This is a genomic window from Rhizobium sp. 21-4511-3d, from assembly GCF_053522545.1.
On record NZ_JBNWCF010000007.1, the window covers coordinates 154,255 to 170,257 of the forward strand.

A 16,003-nucleotide genomic window follows, 5' to 3' on the forward strand; every position below is an offset into this window, starting at 1 on the left:
TCAGACGGGACCGAAGTTTTTACGGATGGTGTGCCGCGCCGCTGGCGATCACGGGTCCGGTCGGCAAGCCCGTGGTCGAGCCGCCGAAGGGTTCGAGGCTGACGGCGAGCGTCGCGCCTTCGCCGATCTGGCTGCGCATATTGGCCGGGATCAGGAGATCGCCGCCCTCGCCCGGCTGGAAGACGCCCAGAGACTGCGGCGCACCGCTGCCCGGGACGAGCCAGAGCTGCAGCGATTTTTCTTCGGGCTTGCCGGCCGCGACAGGGACGATGCGAAGACGACCGGTATCTGCCTGATAGGAAGCCAGCAGATTGACCTGGCTGCCTGCGGCCGACAATTCCGCCACCAGCGGCACTGCCCCCTGCGGCGGCGGCACGATGCCGGAGGCGAAGATGATCGCACCGGCGGCAACGACCAGCGAGGCGAAGGTCAACGATCGCCAGAAGACTGCCGAATTCCAGAGGCCGCGCGAGAAGGAGGGCGAATGCGCCGCATCGCCGAAAAGCCGGGCCTCGACCTGCTTGAAGGTCTCGCGGCTCGGGGCGACGCTTTCATATTCATCGTTGAAGGCGGAAAGATTCGTTTCCCAGCGGCTGACGATGGCGGCAAACTGCCGGTCGCGGCGCATGCGTTCTTCGACGACCCGCCGATCCTGGTAAGAGAGAACGCCAAGAACATACTCGCCTGCGAGCACTTCGTCGCGAGAGCGGCCTCCCTTGCTTTGATCAGGCGATGTCATCGTTCCATGCACTCTCTCAGCTTCAAAAGGCTGCGCCGCAGCCATGTCCGCATGGTGTTGAGCGGAACGCCGAACTGATCGGCAAGTTCCTGGTAGCTCAGTCCTTCGACATAGGCCCGCCTAACCGATGTCGCCCTGTCAGCTTCCAACTCTTCCATGCAGGTGTCAATCCGCCTTCCTTCATCGGATATCATAGCTTGCTTTTCCGGATCCAATCCGGAGTCGGCAAGATCGTAGGCGGTGTCCAATTCGTCGGCGACCGGCTTTCGTGCCCGCATCGTGTCGATTGCCTGATTGCGCGCAATTGCCGCAAGCCAGGAATTGGGAGCGCCCTGCGATGAGGCGAAGGCCTTGGCGCGCTGCCAGATCTTCACATAGATCTCCTGCAACGCCTCCTCGGCTTCCGCCCGATCCTTCAAGATACGCAGGCAGATCGCAAAAAGTTTCGGGCTTGTTTCCCGGTAAAGTGCGACGAACGCCTGGCGGTCGGACATCGCCACGCGGCCAATCAGTCTTGCGAGTTCGTCGCCTGTCATGCCGCTGCCGCTCTCCCTGTGCTCCCCTAGATAAAAGGCAGGGCGCAAAATTGACAAGAGCGCAGCCAACTAATGACCTGCACATTATTCCATCTGTCAAAAACTTGAGATAAAAGGCCCGCGATCCATTCTGCGGGGTAAGCCATGAACCAGTCCGAAAGCGAAATGCAGGCCCATCTTCTCGCGCAGGCGCTGCCTTACATGCAGCGCTACGAGAACAAGACGATCGTCGTGAAATACGGCGGCCATGCCATGGGCAACCCCGAACTCGGCAAGGCTTTCGCCAGCGACATCGCGCTTCTGAAGCAGTCGGGCGTCAATCCGATCGTGGTCCACGGCGGCGGCCCGCAGATCGGCGCGATGCTGACGAAGATGGGCATCGAATCCAAGTTCGAAGGCGGTCTGCGCGTTACCGACGCCAAGACGGTCGAGATCGTCGAGATGGTTCTCGCCGGCTCGATCAACAAGGAAATCGTCGCGCTGATCAACCAGACCGGCGAATGGGCGATCGGCCTCTGCGGCAAGGACGGCAACATGGTCTTCGCCGAAAAGGCGCAGAAGAAGATCAAGGATCCGGATTCCAACATCGAGCGCGTTCTCGATCTCGGCTTCGTCGGCGAAGTGGTCGAAGTCGACCGCACGCTGCTCGACCTGCTCGCCCGCTCCGAGATGATCCCGGTTATCGCACCGGTCGCTCCCGGCCGCGACGGCGCGACCTACAACATCAATGCCGATACGTTCGCAGGCGCGATCGCCGGTGCGCTGAACGCCACCCGCCTGCTCTTCCTCACCGACGTTCCCGGCGTTCTCGACAAGCAGGGCAACCTGATCAAGGAACTGTCCGTTGCCCAGGCGCATGCGCTGATCGCCGACGGCACGATCTCGGGCGGCATGATCCCGAAGGTCGAGACCTGCATCGACGCCATCAAGGCGGGCGTCCAGGGCGTCGTCATCCTGAACGGCAAGACGGCCCATTCCGTCCTGCTCGAAATCTTCACGGAACATGGTGCGGGCACGCTGATCGTGCCCTGATCACCCTTCAAGGCGCGGCGGTGTAAATCGCTGCCGCGGCCTCCTTCAGCTTTTCCATCATCATCCGATAAGGTCCCGGGCCGTAGCTGATACGGCCGACGCCGAGGTTCGCCAGGGTTTTCGCGTCAGGGACGCCCGCGCGCATAATGATGTTGACCGGCAGCGTGGAAGCCGCGCAGATTTTCTCGATGAGCGCAGGATTAGCGAGGCCGGGCACGAAGAGGCCATTGGCACCGGCCGCCGCATAGGCCTTGCCGCGCGCGATCGCCTCGTCGACGAGACCTGCATGCTTGGACTCATCGCGTTCTGCAAGGAAGAGATCGGTCCTGGCATTGATGAAGAACGCGATGCCGCGGGCATCCGCCATCGCCCGGATCGCCTTGATCTTGGCCGCCTGCTTTTCCACCGGATGCAGGCCGCTCCCGCCGACGATCTGATCCTCGAAATTGATACCGATCGCACCGGCATCCATCACCTTGGCGACATTGGCCGCAGCACCATCCGGCTCCTCGGAATAGGCGCCCTCGAAATCGACGGATAATGGCAGATCGGTCGATGCGGCGATTGCTCTCGCCGTATCGATAAGCGCCGCCATCGGCAGTTCCTGACCATCGGCATAGCCCTGCGCGGCGGCAACCGACCAGCTACCAGTCGCCAGCGCCTTGGCGCCGCCCTCGGCGACGGCCTTTGCCGTTCCGGCATCCCAGATATTGTAGAGAACGACCGGCTTGCCCTTCTGGTGCAGTGCTGCGAATGCCTTTGCCTTGTCCGCCTGGTTCATGATGCTTCCTCCATCTGGGGCTTTGCCGCCCGCATTTTCGCTTCGTGTTTCAAAAGCCACTGCTTGCGCCAGAGGCCACCGCCGTATCCGGTCAGCGACCCGTCCGCGCCGATCAACCGGTGGCAGGGGATGACGACGGCGATTTGGTTGGCGCCGTTCGCCCGCCCCACAGCGCGGACGACCTGCGGATTGTCCATGTCGCGGGCGAGATCGCCATAGGCGCGTGTCTCGCCGGCGGGAATGCGGATCAGCCGCGCCCAGATTTCCCGCTCGAAGTCCGTGGCAAAACTCAGCGCCAAGGGCGTCTCAAATTCCGTCAACCGGCCGTCGAAATAGGCTTTCATCTCCGCCTCTATCCGCTCGATCGCCGACGTCCTTCCGGCTGCAACGGTCGAGCGCGTCTTGCGCTGCAGCTTCTCGAGTTCACCCGGCAAGGCCTTGCGATCGTGAAACTCGAGGAGATGCAGATGCGTCTGGTCGGCGATCGCGATCATCGGCCCGAGCGGCGTATCGAAGATATCGGCAAAGAGCAGTTCGCGGTTCTGCACGATCACGGGCGCCTTGCCGATCATCCGGTGGAAGGCAGCGCGAAAGCTGCTGGCGGATTCATAGCCGGCATCCAGCTGCGCATCGATGACGCGGGCGCCATCGGCCAGCTGCTTGGCGGCCTGACCGAGGCGGCGATAACGGGCGATATCGAGAAAGGTCATGCCGAGTGCGCGCTTGAAGGCGCGGCGAACGGTCGAGGGATCGTAGCCGAGATCGACGAGATCATCCTCCGTCCAGCGCACCGAGGGATCACGATCCAGCGCCTTCAGGAGATCATCGACGATCGCTTCACGCCCCGCCTGCTCCAGCGGCCTGCAGCGCTGACAGGGGCGGAAGCCCGACTGCATGCAGGTGGCGATGGAATCATAGAACAGCGTATTCTCCCGCTTCGGCTTGCGCGCCGGGCAGGTCAGCCGGCAGAAGACACCCGTCGTCTTGACGCAGGCATAAGCGAGCCCCTCGTAGTCGGCGCTCCGGGCAATCAGCGCACCATAGAGCGCATCGTCATCTGGCAGATCAAACAGCATGGCGTCTTTCTACCACCCCACCGACCCGCCGTCCGCCCGAAAACGGGCGTCTATTTTCTGATTGGCGATTTCCCTGATCTTCGCGCCATGCCATAAGGCGCGCATGACAAAGATCGACCGCACTCCGACGACTTCCGATTTTGCGCATGTGAGCGAATGGGTCTTCGACCTCGACAACACGCTCTACCCGCATCACATCAACCTCTTCGCGCAGATCGACAAGAACATGACGGCCTATGTGTCGGCGCTGTTGCAGTTGGAGCGGGACGAGGCGCGGAAGCTCCAGAAGCAGTATTATTATGATCACGGCACGACGCTGCAGGGGCTGATGATCCATCATGGGGTCGATCCCAACGATTTCCTCGAGAAAGCGCATGCGATCGATTACTCCTCGCTGCTGCCGCAGCCGGAGCTTGGCGAGGCGATCAAGGCGCTGCCGGGCCGGAAGTTCATCTTCACCAACGGCAGCGTGAAGCACGCCGAGATGGCAGCGGGCGCGCTCGGCATTCTCGATCATTTCGACGATATCTTCGACATCGTCGCTGCCGATTTCGTGCCGAAGCCGGCGCAGGTGACCTATGACAAGTTCATGGCCCTGAAGCGCGTCGAGACCAGGAAGGCCGCGATGTTCGAGGACCTGCCGCGCAATCTCGTGGTGCCCAAGGCACTCGGAATGGCGACGGTTCTTCTGGTGCCGAACAATCTGGAAGACACCGTCGTCGAGTGGTGGGAGAAGACCAGCGGCGACGAGGATCACATCGATTTCGTCACCGATGACCTCACCGCATTCCTGGCGAAGATTACCGGCTGACTTACGAAAGTTTCATCCAGCTTACCTAGGTTTAATTGGGTTTTCGGGCATCGCAGCCTTACCTTTTGGTCGTGAAGGGATACGAACCGAAAGGAATTCTCATGTATCGCAACAAGCTTATCCTGGCAGGTCTCTCCGCCGCTCTGATCGCCGGAGCCGCCGGCGCGAGCTTTGCTGCCAACGGCAAACATCCCGACCGGCCGCGCCATCACCACGAAATGATGGGCGGGCCGCGCGGCGCCGCCTTCCGTGAAATCGCCTTCGTGCGCATGCTCAAGCAGTTCGACGAGAACAAGGACGGCAAGATTTCCAAGCAGGAGGCGATCGATGGCGTCGACAAGATCTTCGCTGCCGCCGACAAGAACAACGACGGCAGCCTGACGCCCGGCGAAATCCGCGAATACCACCAGGCGCAGTTCAAGGCCTGGCGCGATGCGCACAAGGACGCCAAGAAGGACGGCGGCGACGATCAGCAGATGGCTCAGAATGACGGCAAGGGCCGGCATGGCGGCCCCGATGGCCACCGCTGGGGCAAGCGCCATGGCGGCGAGATGATGTTCGCCGCGATGATGCGCCGCGTCGACAAGGACGAGAACGGCCAGATCTCCAAGCAGGAAGCCGAGGATGCGATGAGCCGCTTCTTCGACCGCCTGGACACCAACAAGGACGGCTTCATCTCGATCGACGACATGCCCGACCGGCCGTTCCTCTAAGAGCGAATGTAAAAATTGGAACCCGCCGCGCCATGCGGCGGGTTTTCTTTATTCCTGATGCTCGTAGAAATCCTGGATGATCTTCCAGGCGGCATCGGCGGTATCGACAAAACTGATGAGATTGACGTCGTCAGGGGCGATGGTGCCGAACTCGGCAAGCGCCTCGAAATTGACGATGCTGCGCCAGAACTTTTCACCGAACAGGATCAGCGGCATCTTTTCCATGCGGCCAGTCTGGATCAGCGTCAGGCACTCGAAGAACTCGTCGAGCGTGCCGAAGCCGCCGGGAAATACCGCGATCGCCTTTGCGCGCACCATGAAGTGCATCTTGCGGATGGCGAAATAGTGGAAATTGAAGCTGAGCTCCGGCGTCACGTAGACGTTCGGCGCCTGCTCGTGCGGCAGCACGATGTTGAGGCCGATCGAAGGGGCGCCTTCATCCGCAGCGCCACGATTGCCGGCTTCCATCACGCCCGGCCCGCCGCCCGTGACGATCACATATTCGTGGAAATCGTGAGCTGCCGAATAGCGCGAGCAGAGACGGGCGAATTTGCGGGCCTCGTCGTAATAGACCGAGGCGGCCTCGAGATTGGCGCGCTGGATATCGTTGCGGGCCGCCCAGGCGCTCTGGCCGGGGGCCGGAATGCGGGCGCCGCCGAACATGACGACCGTCGATTTGATGCCGCGTTCGGCCAGCAGCATTTCCGGCTTAAGCAATTCGAGCTGAAGGCGGATCGGGCGCAGTTCTTCGCGGCAGAGGAAGTCTTCGTCGACATAGGCCAGGCGATAGGACGGCGATAGTGTCTGAGGCGTTTTCGGTACGGCGCGGGCGCGATCCTTGTCGGTTTCGCTCGTCTTCAGCGGATCCCAGACCCCATCCTTGCGCCGGAGCCTGCCATTCTTACCCTTTGCCATTCTCAAATGCCTTTCAGTCCTTACCAAGCGACGTCTTTAACGCCTTGAATCCAGAACGATCTGGTTCGAAAAATCATTCCATTTTGGGCGTCCATGCGATAGAGCAGATCGCATCTTGCAGATCACAATTCCCGGAGGCGCTGTAGCCTTCAGGATAAAGTTCGAAGTTTAAGGAATCCTCATGAGCGCTACCGATCTCGCATCCCTCGAAAAGACCATCGAAGCGGCCTTCGACAACCGCGACAACGTCAGCACGTCGACCAAGGGCGAAGTTCGCGATGCGGTGGAAGCTGCGCTCGAACTGCTCGATGGCGGCAAGGCTCGTGTGGCCGAGCGTGGTGCCGATGGCGCCTGGACGGTCAACCAGTGGCTCAAGAAAGCCGTGCTGCTCTCCTTCCGCCTGAACGACATGGAAGTCGTCAAGGGCGGTTCGGGCAACTCGACCTGGTGGGACAAGGTTCCCTCGAAGTTCGAAGGCTGGGGCGAGAACCAGTATCGTGACGCGGGCTTCCGCGCCGTTCCGAACTGCGTCGTGCGCCGCTCGGCCTTCATTGCCAAGAACGTCGTGCTGATGCCCTCGTTCGTGAACCTCGGCGCCTATGTCGGCGAAGGCACGATGGTCGACACCTGGGCGACGGTCGGTTCCTGCGCGCAGATCGGCAAGCACGTGCATCTCTCCGGCGGCGTTGGCATCGGCGGCGTTCTGGAGCCGATGCAGGCCGGCCCGACGATCATCGAAGACAATTGCTTCATCGGCGCCCGCTCGGAAGTCGTCGAAGGCTGCATCATCCGCGAGGGCTCGGTCCTCGGCATGGGTGTCTATATCGGCAAGTCGACCAAGATCGTCGATCGCGCCACCGGCGAAGTGATGTATGGCGAAGTACCGCCCTACTCCGTCGTCGTCGCCGGCTCGATGCCTTCGGGCAACAAGACCATGGCGAACGGCCTGCCGGCACCGCATCTCTACTGCGCCGTCATCGTCAAGCGCGTCGATGAGCAGACCCGCTCGAAGACCGGCATCAACGAGCTGCTGCGCGACTAAGCTGCAGTGACAGCCGGACCGCGATCCGGTAAACAGACGGCACCCTCTTAACGCGAGGCGGTCTCCGCCTCGCCATGCCTTTGCCATTCCTGCCGGATAATTCGACCGTCATGACCGCTACCGATCCCGTCGCCAATCTCCAGACCCTCATCCGCTGCCCGTCCGTTACGCCCGCCGAAGGTGGCGCGCTCTCGGCGCTCGGCGCGATGCTTTCGCCGCTCGGCTTCAAGGTCGACAAGGTGATGGCCACCGAGCCGGGCACGCCCGATGTCGAGAACCTCTATGCGCGGATCGGCAATGACGGCCCGCATCTGATGTTTGCGGGACATACGGATGTCGTGCCTGTCGGTGACGAGGCGGCGTGGACGCACCCGCCTTTTGCGGCGGAAATCGCCGGCGGCGAAATGTTCGGCCGCGGCGCCGTCGACATGAAGGGCGGTATCGCCTGCTTCGTGGCAGCTGTTGCGCGCCATGTCGAAAAGCATGGCGCTCCGAAGGGCTCGATTTCCTTCCTGATCACCGGTGACGAGGAGGGCCCCTCGATCAACGGTACGATCAAGCTGCTGCAATGGGCGGCGGAACGCGGCGAGCGCTGGGATGCCTGCGTCGTCGGCGAACCGACCAATCCCGATGCGCTCGGCGACATGATCAAGATCGGCCGCCGCGGTTCGCTTTCGGGCAAGATCACCGTTCACGGCGTTCAGGGCCATGCCGCCTATCCGCATCTTGCGGACAATCCGGTACGCGGATTGCTGCAGCTGACGACGGCGCTGATGGATCCGCCCTTCGATGGCGGTACCGAGAGCTTCCAGGCCTCCAATCTCGAAGTGACGACCGTCGATGTCGGCAACCCGGCGACCAACGTCATTCCGGCGAAGGCGACGGCGAGCTTCAACATCCGTTTCAACGACACCTGGACCGCCGACACGCTGCAGGCGGAAATCATCCGCCGTCTCGACGCCGCTGCGGCCGACGGCGCACTGCGTCCGGGCCGCGAGCCGGTTCGCTACGAGATCATCTGGGCTGATCGTCCCAGCCACGTCTTCCTGACGCGCAACAATGCGCTGATCGCCTCGCTCTCCTCGGCCGTCGAGAACATCACCGGCAAGGCCCCGAAGCTCTCGACGACGGGCGGCACATCGGATGCGCGGTTCATCAAGGATTACTGCCCGGTCGTCGAATTCGGTCTCGTCGGGCAGACCATGCACATGGTCGACGAGCGCGTTTCGGTCGCCGACCTGGAGACGCTGACGCAGATCTATCAGACCTTCATCGAGCGCTGGTTCGAGAATGCCGGGGCTTAGGGAAGTCCAATATTATCTGGCGGGGCTCTGGCTGCTGATCCGCATGGATCCGCGCGGCTTCCGCTTTCTCGACGTCTCGGATCGCGGCGTCAACCGATCCTTCTGGGCGATGGTCTGGTGCCTGCCGCCGATGGGGATTTCCTGGCTCTGGTGGCGCCAGGCGTTCCTCCAGACGATGCCGCCACATTACGATGTCGGCCTGCCCTTCTATTTCCGGCTGGGAATGGTCGAGATCGCCAACTGGTTCGTGCCGCTTGTTCTCACCGGCATCCTGCTGCTGATCTTCAAGATGGGCAACCGCTTCGCCGCCGTCGTCGTCAGCGTCAACTGGCTGGGTGTCCCGCTCTCCTACATCAACGGGCTGTTGCTGGCGCTGGTGTTCTTCATTCCGGGCACGGTCAGCATCGTTTCCATCCTGCTGCTGATCCTGATGATCGCGCAGGTTTTCATCCTGGCGCGCATCCTAAGGATGATCTTTCACGGCCACGGGCTGATGGTCGGGGCGCTGACGCTGGCACTTCTGGTCCCGACGATGATGCTTGCCGAATATCTGCAGAAGTTTCTCGGGATCTACCCGGCCTGATTTCGGCCGGGAACGACTTCGCCATCTTCCTTTGTGAAGGTCACGATATCGGCATTGGGAAGGATGTCGAGCACCAGTTCGGACGGACGGCAGAGGCGCGCACCCTTCTCTGTCACCACGATCGGCCGGTTGATCAGGATCGGATGGGCAATCATCGCATCGACCAGTTCATCGTCCGAGAGCACGGGATTATCGAGGCCGAGCTCGTGATAGGGCGTGCCCTTCTCGCGCAGCAGGTCGCGTGCTGAAATCGCCATACTTGCGATCAGGGCGATCAGCTCCTCGCGCGATGGCGGCGTCTTCAGATACTCGATGACATCGGGCTCCTCGCCTGACTGGCGGATCATCGCCAGAGTGTTGCGCGAGGTGCCGCAGGCCGGGTTATGATAGATCTTCACCGTCATCGCTGCTCTCCGCCGTTGCGCGCCTATCCGTGATCACATCGGGGTAGTCGACCTGCATGAAATAGAGACCATCCGGCGGCGCCACCGGGCCACAGGCCTTGCGGTCGCGGGCTTCGAGCGCGGCCTGCACATCGTCAGGCGTCCATTTTCCTTCACCGGCGAGCTTCAGCGTTCCGGCAAAGGAGCGGATCTGGTTGTGCAGGAAGCTCTGCGCCGTCGCCCTGATCTCGATCAGCTCGCCACTACGGGTCACATCCAGCCTGTCCAGCGTGCGCACCGGACTGTTCGCCTGGCAATGCGCCGAGCGAAAGGTCGAGAAATCATGGTTGCCGACGAGGCGCTGGGCGGCCGCATGCATGGCCTCGTGATCGAGAACCTTCGGCACCCACCAGGCCTTTCCGGCCTCGATCGCCAGCGGCGCGCGGCGGGTGATGATGCGGTAGAGATAATGGCGACGCAGCGCCGAGAAGCGCGCGTCGAAGAGATCGCTGACGGCCTCTACATCGAGGATGGAAACCCGCTCGCCGGCGAGCTTCAGATGGGCATTCAGGGCATTCTGCAGCTTGAAGGGTGACCATTCCCTGGCGAGATCAGCATGAATGACCTGGCCGAGCCCATGAACGCCGGAATCGGTGCGCCCTGCGCCGCGGATCGAAACGGTCTCGCCGCTGAGCGACAGGATCGCGGCCTCGATGGCGCCCTGTACGGACGGGCCGTTGTCCTGGCGCTGCCAGCCGACATAGGGCGCGCCGTCATATTCGACGGTCATCCGGTAGCGCGGCATCAGCTGATCCTTGTGCCGCGGGCAAGCGGCGTGCCGCGCAGGAAGTCTGCGGCAGGCAGAGGCTTGCCACCGGCTTTCTGCAACCGGGTGAGCCGGATAGCGCCGCTCGCACAGGCCACGACCAGATCGTCGCTCAGCAACTCGCCCGCCGGGCCATTGCCCTCTGCGAGTTCGGATCCGAGAACCTTGACGCGTTCCGGCTTGCCGCCGATTTCGAGTTCAAACCACGCACCCGGGAACGGCGCCAGACCGCGGATGTGATTGTGAACGTCAGCAGCGTCCCTCGCGAAGTCGATCCGGGTTTCGCCCTTGTCGATCTTGCTCGCATAGAGCACGCCTTCGTCCGGCTGCGGCGTCAGCGGCAGGTTGCCGCTTTCGAGCGCAACCATCGCCTCGCCGATTGCCTTGGCGCCGACATGCATCAGTTTGTCATGCAGCTCGCCGGCCGTCATGTTCGGGCCGATCTCGACCTCACGGGTGAGCGCGACAGGGCCGGTATCCAGCCCCTTGTCCATCTTCATCACCATCATGCCGGTCTTTGCGTCACCGGCCATGATCGCCCGCTGGATCGGCGCGGCACCCCGCCAGCGCGGCAGCAGCGATGCGTGACCGTTGTAGCAGCCGTCGCGCGTGCCCGTCAGGATCGCTTCGGGAAGCAAAAGACCATAGGCGACGACGACGGCGACATCGGCATCGAGGGCGCGGAATTTCTCGCGCTCGTCCGGATCCTTGAAATTGACCGGCGTGAAGACCGGCAGGCCGAGCAACTCCGCTGCCTGATGCACCGGCGACTTCTGCAGATCGAGCCCGCGGCGGCCACCCGGGCGCGGCGGCTGCGAATAGACGGCAACGATCTGATGCCCGGCATCGACAAGCGTGAGCAGCGTCGGAACCGAGAATTCGGGCGTGCCCATGAAGATGATACGAAGTGACATTCTGTTCCGCCGTTTACCGATCAGCCGTCTTCAAACGGGTTTACGAGCTTGAGATCAAGCCCCTCGAAATCTTTTATGTTGCGGGTCGCCAGCGTCGCGCCATGCGAGAGGCAGATGGCGGCGATCATGGCGTCCTTCGTTTCCATGCGCCTTCCGCGTCTCTCCTGCTCGGCCCGGAGCTTCCCATAGCGGTGCGCCGCATCAGCCGTGAAAGCCACAATACGCCCTGCAAAGGCTTGCTCAATCCGCAAATAGCTCTCCATCAAGCCATCGCGCCGCCGGCCGTCAGGCAATCTTGAAAGGCCGTATTGAATCTCGGCGATGCTGATGGTGCTGATCAAGAGTTCGTCCGGACGATAGCCATTCAGCCACGAGACAAGCCGCTCGCTATACAGCCGACCTTCCAGCTCCGAAAGCACGTTGGTATCGAGCAGGACACTCATTCGTCGAACTTCGGCGGTTCGCGGTCGGGCTCCCGCCGGGCGGCCTCAATCGCTGCCAATTCGTCATCCGTCCACCGCTCGGTGGAAAGCAGTGCGGCAAGCCATTCGCCCGCCGGACGGCTGCCGCTTCCGGCGGAAGCAAGTGACCGGCGCAGATGAGCGATTGCCTCGTCGGAAAGACTACGGCCGCTTTCGCGGGCGCGCTCCTGAAGCTCACGCTTCAGCGCATCGTCCAGATTCCTGATCAGCAGATCGCCCACGAAAGCCTCCTACGATATCACTGATATCATAGTGCTTCCGCGCGCCTTTTTCAACGACCGGTCAGATCGCCTTCGACTTGGCAGCCTTGGTGAACTTCTTGATGACCATCTCGCGCTTCAGCCGCGAGATATGGTCAATGAACAGCACGCCGTTCAGGTGATCGATTTCGTGCTGCAGGCAGGTCGCCAGCAGGCCGTCGGCTTCGGCGGTCAGTTCCTTGCCGTCGCGGTCGAGATATTTGACGGTGATCGTGGCGGGACGTTCGACCTCGGCATAGTAATCCGGGATAGAAAGGCAGCCCTCTTCATAGACAGAGCGCTCGTCCGAGGACTTCAGGATTTCGGGATTGATGAAAACCTGGGGCTGCTTGTCTTCGCCTTCGCGCGAGACGTCGATGACGAGCATGCGGCGCGGTACGCCGATCTGGATAGCGGCAAGGCCGATGCCCGGCGCGTCATACATGGTTTCCAGCATGTCGTCGGCGAGACGCTTCAGTTCATCGTCGACGCGCTCGATCGGCTTGGAAGCCTGACGGAGAATGGGATCGGGAAGAATGATGAGTGGCTTGATGGTCATGGCGTTCCCATAACCTATCTTTTCGGGCGTGGGAATTATCCCGAAACTTCCGGAGGCGGTTTTTTGCTGCCGCCACCGGAAAATCGCCGTATTCGTCTTACGCAGCGCGGCGGCTGATGGTGCCGCGGATATCGGCCTGGGTGCGGAAGCGCTGCAGCAGATCCATGAGATTGCTGACCTCGCCGCGCAGGCGGCGGGTTTCGGCAGAGGTGTGCTCGACCATGCCGGAATTCTGCTGGGTGATCGTATCCATGTTGCGGATGGCGACGCTGACTTCGTTGACACCGGTCGCCTGATCGCGGGCGGCAGCGGCGATCTCGGCCACGACATGGTTGATCATGTCGATGCGGCTGATCATGTCGTTCAGAGCTTCACCAGTGCTGCTGACGATGCCGACACCTTCGTCCACCTGGGCGGAGCTTTCCGAAATCAGGTTCTTGATCTCCTTGGCAGCTTCCGCCGTGCGCTGGGCAAGCTGACGAACTTCCTGCGCCACGACGGCAAAGCCCTTGCCCGCTTCACCGGCACGGGCGGCCTCGACGCCGGCATTCAGTGCCAGAAGGTTCGTCTGGAAGGCGATCTCGTCGATGACGCCGATGATCTTGGCGATCTCGTCGGATGACTTCTCGATGCCGGCCATGGCCGAGACGGCGCTGCTGACGAGCTCGCCGGAGCTCTTCGCACGCTGCTGCGTCTCGCGAACCGCGTCCGAAGCCTTCTCGGCATTGGCCGCTGTCAGGCCGACACTGACGGACAGCTGCTGGAGGGCGGCTGAGCTCTCCTCGACGCCGGCCGCCTGCTGCGCGGTGCGCAACGCCAGATCGTCGGTTGCCTTGGAGATGGTGTTGGTGCCGCTCAGGATTTCGGCAGACGTGCTGCGGACCGAGCCGAAGGAGCTGCGCAGAGCCGCAACGGCGCGGTTATAGTCTTCGGCCATATGCTTGAAATTGCCGGGCAGATCGGCCGGGAGGGAGGCTTCCAGATCGCCGTTCGACAGCGCTTCGAGGCCGCGGCGCAAATGATCGAGCGCCATCGCCTGATCCGCCTCGGCCCTGGCGCGCTCCTCTTCCAGCTTGTGGCGCCGCTCTTCGAGCGCCTCGAGATAGACGGAGATCGAGTAATCCATGTCGAGCATCGCTGCCTTGATGACGGCGGAGAGCTTTTCGGCAAGCGCCTTACCCTGCTGGCGGCCGAACATCGACGGCCACTGCTTCTCCATGATGCCCTTGACGAGCTCGGACATGACGATCGCGTAGCCGCCGATATACCAGCGCGGCTCCAGACCGATGCGCGCATGCGTGCGGCCCACGGCGGTGACGCCCCTCACGTAGGTCTCGTCGAAATTGCCGCCCGCGAGGTTCGCCCAGTGGTTTTCCTGCGCCTTCTTGGCGTGGCCCATATGCGACTTGTCGGAGAAGAAACCGGCGACTGCGGGGGTCTTGGCTATCTTGGCGTAGAACTTGTCCAGCGCACCGCCGACCAGCGAGCTGATCACCGGCCGCATCTCGCTCATCGTCTTGCGCGCGGTATCATCGAGCTCGATGAAATCAAGGCGCTGCTTGAGGGAGGACTGCGAATGCTGGCTGGTCATGATGATCTCTGTCTGCCGGGGGGCGATGTAAGGAATTGTTTCCGCAGCGACATTTCTAAAATATGGTTGAGCAATCGTTAAACCCCGCTACGATTTATCGTTGCAGCAACTTGGCAGGCTGCGGCCTTTTGGCGGCATCTTCTGCAGCTGTTGATATGTTCACGTTTTGATCTAGTCAGGGCGTTGAAGTTTGCTATGGTGGGGCATGAACAATTCCGCCGACTCGCTCGCCATTTCGCTCGCCGCCATCAATCCGGCCATTCTTGCTCTCGTCGGCGGCGCCATCGCCGCGATGATTGTCCTGCTGGTTTTCCTGCTTTTCAGGAGCGGTAATCTCAGACGGGAGCAGAATGAGGAAGCGGCCATTCGCTCCGCCGAAGCGGATGCGCGCATGGCCGAACTGCTGAAGATCCAGGCCGAGATGCAGGGCCGCATCTCGACGATGGCCGAAGTCTTCGGCACTCGTCAGGCCGAGCTCAATCAGGCGATCAACCAGCGGCTGGACGGCATGTCGCAGCGCGTCAGCCATACGATCACCGAACAGACGAAATCGACGCACGAGAACCTGCAGCGGCTTCAGGAGCGGCTCGCCGTCATCGATGCGGCGCAGAACAACATCCAGACGCTTGCCAAGGATGTCGTCGGCCTGCAGGCGATCCTCTCCAACAAGCAGACGCGCGGTGCCTTCGGCCAGTCGCGCATGGAAACGATCGTCGCCGATGGCCTGCCGATGGGCGCCTATGCATTTCAGCAGACGCTGTCGAACGGCTCGCGCCCGGACTGCACGGTGAAGATGCCGAACGGCGCGCCGCCGCTGGTCATCGACGCCAAGTTTCCGCTGGAGGCCTGGAACGCGATCCGCGATGCCGGCGGTTCGGATGCAGGCAAGGCAGCGTCCCAGCAGTTTCGCCGCGATATGGAAATCCATATCCGCGATATTTCCGAGAAATACCTGATTCAGGGCGAGACGCAGGACACGGCCTTCATGTTCGTGCCGTCGGAATCGATCTTTGCCGAGATCCACGAGAATTTCGAGCCGATCGTCCAGAAGGCGCACCGGTCGCGGATCGTCATCGTCTCCCCATCCCTGCTGATGCTGTCGATCCAGGTGATCCAGGCCGTCCTCAAGGATCAGCGCATGCGCGCGCAGGCGCATGTGATCCAGGGTGAGGTCGCAAACCTGATGGACGATCTCGGACGTCTGGACGAGCGTGTGCGCAAGCTGCAGGGTCATTTCGCCATGGCGCAGAAGGATGTCGACATGATCGTCACCTCTGCCGACAAGCTGACCAAGCGCGGCTCCAAGATCGAAGCGCTGGAATTCGAGGCGACCGCTGACGGCGCCAAGCCGGAGCGCGACGCGGAGCCGGCGGCGAAATCCGTCGAGAGCCGCACCGGTCTTCTCAAGCTCAGGGTGGTTGACGAAGAGTGAGGCCTTCGGGCAGTGTCGCGCCAAAATCAAAGGACGGGACATTCA

The 16,003-nt window shown here is 62.0% G+C and carries 19 protein-coding genes; 7 read left to right on the forward strand and 12 right to left on the reverse strand.

Annotated features, from left to right (window positions below; translation table 11 throughout):
• Positions 1-19 precede the first annotated feature (19 nt).
• Both ACQZ5H_RS17000 and ACQZ5H_RS17005 read right to left on the reverse strand, forming a co-directional pair.
• The gene (locus ACQZ5H_RS17000) at positions 20-739 is read right to left on the reverse strand and encodes an anti-sigma factor (RefSeq protein WP_203429673.1); all 720 of its coding nucleotides are present in this window, start codon (positions 737-739) and stop codon (positions 20-22) included.
• Positions 736-1,275: a sigma-70 family RNA polymerase sigma factor gene (locus ACQZ5H_RS17005; protein ID WP_130279461.1), complete on the reverse strand. Its 540-nt coding sequence runs from the start codon at positions 1,273-1,275 to the stop codon at positions 736-738. Before ACQZ5H_RS17005 ends, ACQZ5H_RS17000 begins: the two co-directional genes overlap by 4 nt.
• A 144-nt stretch (positions 1,276-1,419) precedes the next feature.
• On the opposite strand from ACQZ5H_RS17005, the gene argB reads away from it, so the two are divergent.
• Positions 1,420-2,307: an acetylglutamate kinase gene (gene argB / locus ACQZ5H_RS17010; RefSeq protein ID WP_025555365.1), complete on the forward strand. Its 888-nt coding sequence runs from the start codon at positions 1,420-1,422 to the stop codon at positions 2,305-2,307.
• 7 nt (positions 2,308-2,314) lie between these two features.
• On the opposite strand, the gene ACQZ5H_RS17015 is transcribed toward argB, so the two are convergent.
• A complete protein-coding gene (locus ACQZ5H_RS17015) occupies positions 2,315-3,088 on the reverse strand; it encodes an isocitrate lyase/PEP mutase family protein (RefSeq protein WP_449098463.1) in 774 nt (257 codons plus the stop codon).
• Entirely contained in the window at positions 3,085-4,164 is a 1,080-nt protein-coding gene (locus ACQZ5H_RS17020) for a bifunctional transcriptional activator/DNA repair enzyme AdaA (protein ID WP_449098464.1), read from the reverse strand. The genes ACQZ5H_RS17015 and ACQZ5H_RS17020 overlap by 4 nt, the downstream gene beginning before the upstream one ends.
• Positions 4,165-4,267: 103 nt before the next feature.
• Between ACQZ5H_RS17020 and ACQZ5H_RS17025 the strand changes: the two genes are divergently transcribed.
• Positions 4,268-4,975, forward strand: coding sequence for a pyrimidine 5'-nucleotidase (locus tag ACQZ5H_RS17025; protein ID WP_025555369.1), 708 nt, complete (start codon positions 4,268-4,270; stop codon positions 4,973-4,975).
• A 101-nt stretch (positions 4,976-5,076) separates the two neighbouring features.
• Positions 5,077-5,688, forward strand: a complete 612-nt coding sequence (locus ACQZ5H_RS17030; RefSeq protein WP_449098465.1) for a calcium-binding protein — start codon at positions 5,077-5,079, stop codon at positions 5,686-5,688.
• Positions 5,689-5,736: 48 nt separating this feature from the next.
• Here ACQZ5H_RS17030 and ACQZ5H_RS17035 read toward each other — a convergent pair whose 3' ends face one another.
• Complete coding sequence (locus ACQZ5H_RS17035) at positions 5,737-6,603, reverse strand: LOG family protein (protein WP_199626066.1); 867 nt, start codon at positions 6,601-6,603, stop codon at positions 5,737-5,739.
• A gap of 181 nt (positions 6,604-6,784) precedes the next feature.
• Between ACQZ5H_RS17035 and dapD the strand changes: the two genes are divergently transcribed.
• The 3 genes from dapD to ACQZ5H_RS17050 all read left to right on the forward strand — a co-directional run bounded on the left by dapD (position 6,785) and on the right by ACQZ5H_RS17050 (position 9,532).
• Complete coding sequence (dapD, locus tag ACQZ5H_RS17040) at positions 6,785-7,645, forward strand: 2,3,4,5-tetrahydropyridine-2,6-dicarboxylate N-succinyltransferase (protein WP_199626065.1); 861 nt, start codon at positions 6,785-6,787, stop codon at positions 7,643-7,645.
• Positions 7,646-7,755: 110 nt separating this feature from the next.
• Positions 7,756-8,949 carry a succinyl-diaminopimelate desuccinylase gene (gene dapE, locus ACQZ5H_RS17045; protein WP_449098466.1) on the forward strand — a complete coding sequence of 398 codons (1,194 nt, stop codon included), beginning with the start codon at positions 7,756-7,758 and terminating at the stop codon, positions 8,947-8,949.
• Positions 8,936-9,532 (forward strand): hypothetical protein, encoded by a 597-nt coding sequence (locus tag ACQZ5H_RS17050; protein ID WP_025555447.1) that lies wholly within the window; start codon positions 8,936-8,938, stop codon positions 9,530-9,532. Before dapE ends, ACQZ5H_RS17050 begins: the two co-directional genes overlap by 14 nt.
• Here ACQZ5H_RS17050 and arsC read toward each other — a convergent pair.
• The 7 genes from arsC to ACQZ5H_RS17085 form a co-directional block, all read right to left on the reverse strand.
• Positions 9,520-9,936, reverse strand: a complete 417-nt coding sequence (gene arsC / locus ACQZ5H_RS17055) for an arsenate reductase (glutaredoxin) (protein WP_449098467.1) — start codon at positions 9,934-9,936, stop codon at positions 9,520-9,522. The two genes, ACQZ5H_RS17050 and arsC, sit on opposite strands and share 13 nt — an antisense overlap.
• Positions 9,914-10,720, reverse strand: coding sequence for a tRNA pseudouridine(38-40) synthase TruA (gene truA, locus ACQZ5H_RS17060; protein WP_413710881.1), 807 nt, complete (start codon positions 10,718-10,720; stop codon positions 9,914-9,916). Before truA ends, arsC begins: the two co-directional genes overlap by 23 nt.
• Complete coding sequence (gene fmt / locus ACQZ5H_RS17065) at positions 10,720-11,655, reverse strand: methionyl-tRNA formyltransferase (protein ID WP_449098468.1); 936 nt, start codon at positions 11,653-11,655, stop codon at positions 10,720-10,722. The genes truA and fmt overlap by 1 nt, the downstream gene beginning before the upstream one ends.
• Positions 11,656-11,675: 20 nt before the next feature.
• Positions 11,676-12,098: a PIN domain-containing protein gene (locus ACQZ5H_RS17070; RefSeq protein WP_449098469.1), complete on the reverse strand. Its 423-nt coding sequence runs from the start codon at positions 12,096-12,098 to the stop codon at positions 11,676-11,678.
• Positions 12,095-12,358: a FitA-like ribbon-helix-helix domain-containing protein gene (locus ACQZ5H_RS17075; protein ID WP_130279183.1), complete on the reverse strand. Its 264-nt coding sequence runs from the start codon at positions 12,356-12,358 to the stop codon at positions 12,095-12,097. The genes ACQZ5H_RS17070 and ACQZ5H_RS17075 overlap by 4 nt, the downstream gene beginning before the upstream one ends.
• A 61-nt stretch (positions 12,359-12,419) precedes the next feature.
• A complete protein-coding gene (def, locus tag ACQZ5H_RS17080) occupies positions 12,420-12,935 on the reverse strand; it encodes a peptide deformylase (protein WP_130279184.1) in 516 nt (171 codons plus the stop codon).
• Between the two features lie 97 nt (positions 12,936-13,032).
• A complete protein-coding gene (locus ACQZ5H_RS17085) occupies positions 13,033-14,526 on the reverse strand; it encodes a methyl-accepting chemotaxis protein (RefSeq protein WP_449098470.1) in 1,494 nt (497 codons plus the stop codon).
• A 205-nt stretch (positions 14,527-14,731) separates the two neighbouring features.
• Between ACQZ5H_RS17085 and ACQZ5H_RS17090 the strand changes: the two genes are divergently transcribed.
• Positions 14,732-15,958 (forward strand): DNA recombination protein RmuC, encoded by a 1,227-nt coding sequence (locus ACQZ5H_RS17090; protein WP_449098471.1) that lies wholly within the window; start codon positions 14,732-14,734, stop codon positions 15,956-15,958.
• Positions 15,959-16,003: the final 45 nt, after the last annotated feature.

Bases quoted from the DNA above. Each gene is read 5' to 3' on its own strand.
- ACQZ5H_RS17000 (WP_203429673.1), bottom strand. From the start codon at position 739: ATGACATCGCCTGATCAAAGCAAGGGAGGCCGCTCTCGCGACGAAGTG.
- ACQZ5H_RS17005 (WP_130279461.1), bottom strand. From the start codon at position 1,275: ATGACAGGCGACGAACTCGCAAGACTGATTGGCCGCGTGGCGATGTCC.
- argB (WP_025555365.1), top strand. From the start codon at position 1,420: ATGAACCAGTCCGAAAGCGAAATGCAGGCCCATCTTCTCGCGCAGGCG.
- ACQZ5H_RS17015 (WP_449098463.1), bottom strand. From the start codon at position 3,088: ATGAACCAGGCGGACAAGGCAAAGGCATTCGCAGCACTGCACCAGAAG.
- ACQZ5H_RS17020 (WP_449098464.1), bottom strand. From the start codon at position 4,164: ATGCTGTTTGATCTGCCAGATGACGATGCGCTCTATGGTGCGCTGATT.
- ACQZ5H_RS17025 (WP_025555369.1), top strand. From the start codon at position 4,268: ATGACAAAGATCGACCGCACTCCGACGACTTCCGATTTTGCGCATGTG.
- ACQZ5H_RS17030 (WP_449098465.1), top strand. From the start codon at position 5,077: ATGTATCGCAACAAGCTTATCCTGGCAGGTCTCTCCGCCGCTCTGATC.
- ACQZ5H_RS17035 (WP_199626066.1), bottom strand. From the start codon at position 6,603: ATGGCAAAGGGTAAGAATGGCAGGCTCCGGCGCAAGGATGGGGTCTGG.
- dapD (WP_199626065.1), top strand. From the start codon at position 6,785: ATGAGCGCTACCGATCTCGCATCCCTCGAAAAGACCATCGAAGCGGCC.
- dapE (WP_449098466.1), top strand. From the start codon at position 7,756: ATGACCGCTACCGATCCCGTCGCCAATCTCCAGACCCTCATCCGCTGC.
- ACQZ5H_RS17050 (WP_025555447.1), top strand. From the start codon at position 8,936: ATGCCGGGGCTTAGGGAAGTCCAATATTATCTGGCGGGGCTCTGGCTG.
- arsC (WP_449098467.1), bottom strand. From the start codon at position 9,936: ATGACGGTGAAGATCTATCATAACCCGGCCTGCGGCACCTCGCGCAAC.
- truA (WP_413710881.1), bottom strand. From the start codon at position 10,720: ATGCCGCGCTACCGGATGACCGTCGAATATGACGGCGCGCCCTATGTC.
- fmt (WP_449098468.1), bottom strand. From the start codon at position 11,655: ATGTCACTTCGTATCATCTTCATGGGCACGCCCGAATTCTCGGTTCCG.
- ACQZ5H_RS17070 (WP_449098469.1), bottom strand. From the start codon at position 12,098: ATGAGTGTCCTGCTCGATACCAACGTGCTTTCGGAGCTGGAAGGTCGG.
- def (WP_130279184.1), bottom strand. From the start codon at position 12,935: ATGACCATCAAGCCACTCATCATTCTTCCCGATCCCATTCTCCGTCAG.
- ACQZ5H_RS17085 (WP_449098470.1), bottom strand. From the start codon at position 14,526: ATGACCAGCCAGCATTCGCAGTCCTCCCTCAAGCAGCGCCTTGATTTC.
- ACQZ5H_RS17090 (WP_449098471.1), top strand. From the start codon at position 14,732: ATGAACAATTCCGCCGACTCGCTCGCCATTTCGCTCGCCGCCATCAAT.